Genomic DNA, 2,187 nt, shown 5'->3' with positions numbered 1-2,187 from the left:
CACCGCCGATGACCAGGGTGTCGCAGCCGGTGTCCCGGCACGCCTGCACGGCCTTGGCGGTCAGCGAGTCGTTGACCGCCTCGGAGAAGGCGGCACACACATCGGCGGCGGGGATCTGGCTGCCGGCGTCCTGCAGGGACTCGACGTAGCGGGCCACCGCGGTCTTGAGACCGGAGAAAGAGAAGTCGTACCGGTGGCGCTCGCGGTCCTTGGCCGCGCTCAAGCCGCGGGGGAAACGAATGGCGTCGCGGTCGCCCTGCTGGGACAGCCGGTCCACGTGCGGGCCGCCCGGGTAGGGCAGGCCGAGTAGGCGCCCCACCTTGTCGAAGGCCTCCCCCGCGGCGTCGTCGAGCGTGCCCCCCAGCTCGACGACGTCGGTGGCCAGATTGCGCACGTCCAGCAGGCTGGAGTGTCCGCCGGAGACGATGAGCCCGATGACATGCTCGGGCAGGGGGCCGTCCACGAGCTCGTCGACGGCCAGGTGTCCGATCACGTGGTTGACGCCGTAGATGGGCACGCCCAGTGCGGCCGCGAGCGCCTTGGCGGCGCTCACGCCGACGGTGAGGGAGCCGATGAGCCCGGGCCCGGCACTGACGGCGATGGCGTCGACGTCTCCCAGGGCCACGCCCGCCCGTTCCAGGGCGGCGTCGAGCGTGGGCAGGAAGGACTCCAGGTGGGCGCGGGAGGCGATCTCGGGGATGATGCCGCCGAAGCGGGCGTATTCGTCCATGGAGGTGGCCACGACGTCGCCGAGCAGCTCGCGCCCGCGCACCAGGGCGACGCCGGTCTCGTCGCAGGTGGATTCGATGCCGAGGATCAGTGCTTCGCTCACGGCGCCCAAGCGTAGCCGCCCGGCGGAGTCGGCCGTACAGCCACGCGGCCCGCGGCCATACGAGCTGCCAACCGGCGGCGCTGGTGCGGTACTTCCAGAAGCCCTGGTAGGGGCCGGGCACCTGCACCAGGTCCGCATGCATCCAGGGCGCTGGTGGCCTCATCCAGCAGCACAATCGGGACCTGCTTGAACAGGGCCCGGGCAATGGACACCCGCTGGGCCTGACCTCCGGACAGGGCGGTGCCCCGCCCGATGACGGTGTCGTAGCCATCCGGCAGCGTCATGATGAAGTCGTCGATCTGGGCGAGGCGGGCGGCCGCACGGATGTCCTTCAGGTTGGCGTCAGGTCGGCGCGGGTGGACGGCGGCCTGTCCGGCGACGACGCCGTCCTGGTTCTCGACTTCGTGGCCGACACGGTGATCAACACCCATGCGCAGGTCGACTCAGTAGTGGCTGACGACGGTGGTGCCGATGTCGGCCCAGTCGTAGAACCAGTGGGCCTCCTCCTCCGGCACGTTGATGCAGCCGTGCGAGCCCGCGTCGGCGCCGACGCCGAAGTCCTCGGCCCAGGGGGCGGAGTGGATGGCGTAGTTGCCTTGCCAGTAGGTCACCCAGGCGACGTCCTTCTGGCAGTAGGACCACCCGGGGGTGCAGCCCAGGTCCTGTTTCGCATACGTGAGGTACACCTTGTAGGTGCCGGTGATGGTCTCGTTCCCGGGGCCGCCGTGGTTCATGAGGATCGGCCCATGTACCTGCTCGTACCCCTCGTAGGCGGTCAGGGTGGAGTCGGTGAGGTTAATGTCGATCCACTTCTCCCCCGCATCGGCGGCGTAGGCGAAGCGGTCGGTGCCCGAGGAGACGACCCGCTGCTCGACGTCGGCCGCCACTTCCCGAGTGGCCAGCTCGCCGCTGTAGGACTCGTGCGCCTCCAGCGCATCGATAATCCCGTCCGTGACCGCGTCGCGGTTGGTGACCTCCACGCCCGCCCGCGCGGGGCGGGCGGGTTCGAGGACGTTGCCGTCGGCGTCCACATTGTTGATGCCAGTGATGGGGTCGCGCTCGATCGACGAGGCGGCCGTGTCGACCCACTGGGCGACGCTTTCCTTGAGCAGCACCGGAACCAGCTGGTCGCCGACGACCGTGGTGCCCACCCAGGAGGCGCGGGTGGCGGCGTCCGCCGTCGCAGTCTTGCCCGCGCCGGTCACCGATACCGCCGGCGCGATGAGCTCATTGGCGGCGTCGGCGGCGTCCTGCGCTGCGGCATCCGAGACGGCGGGGGCGATCTGCTCCAACTCGAGTTCAGCGGTCTGGGAGGTGAGGGTGTGGACGGCGGTCTCGACGACGGCGGTCAGGGC

General features: G+C 70.3%; 3 protein-coding genes. All 3 read right to left on the bottom strand.

Translation table 11 applies throughout. The features are described from left to right. Nucleotides 1-832 (bottom strand): tRNA (adenosine(37)-N6)-threonylcarbamoyltransferase complex transferase subunit TsaD (gene tsaD / locus RWX45_RS12870; RefSeq protein ID WP_316024114.1); only part of this gene is annotated, 832 nt, incomplete at its 3' end. Then, nucleotides 829-1,263, bottom strand: coding sequence for an ATP-binding cassette domain-containing protein (locus RWX45_RS13505; RefSeq protein WP_410050723.1), 435 nt, complete (start codon nucleotides 1,261-1,263; stop codon nucleotides 829-831). The genes tsaD and RWX45_RS13505, both read right to left, overlap by 4 nt. A 12-nt stretch (nucleotides 1,264-1,275) precedes the next feature. Then, on the bottom strand, nucleotides 1,276-2,187 hold a 912-nt coding region (locus RWX45_RS12860), incomplete at its 5' end, for a L,D-transpeptidase (RefSeq protein WP_316024113.1).

Origin of the sequence: Actinomyces sp. MRS3W, from assembly GCF_032465695.1 — a bacterium.
Lineage (GTDB): Bacteria > Actinomycetota > Actinomycetes > Actinomycetales > Actinomycetaceae > Actinomyces.
Note: the sequence above shows the minus strand (reverse complement) of the source record. Positions and strands in the feature narration are given on the sequence as shown.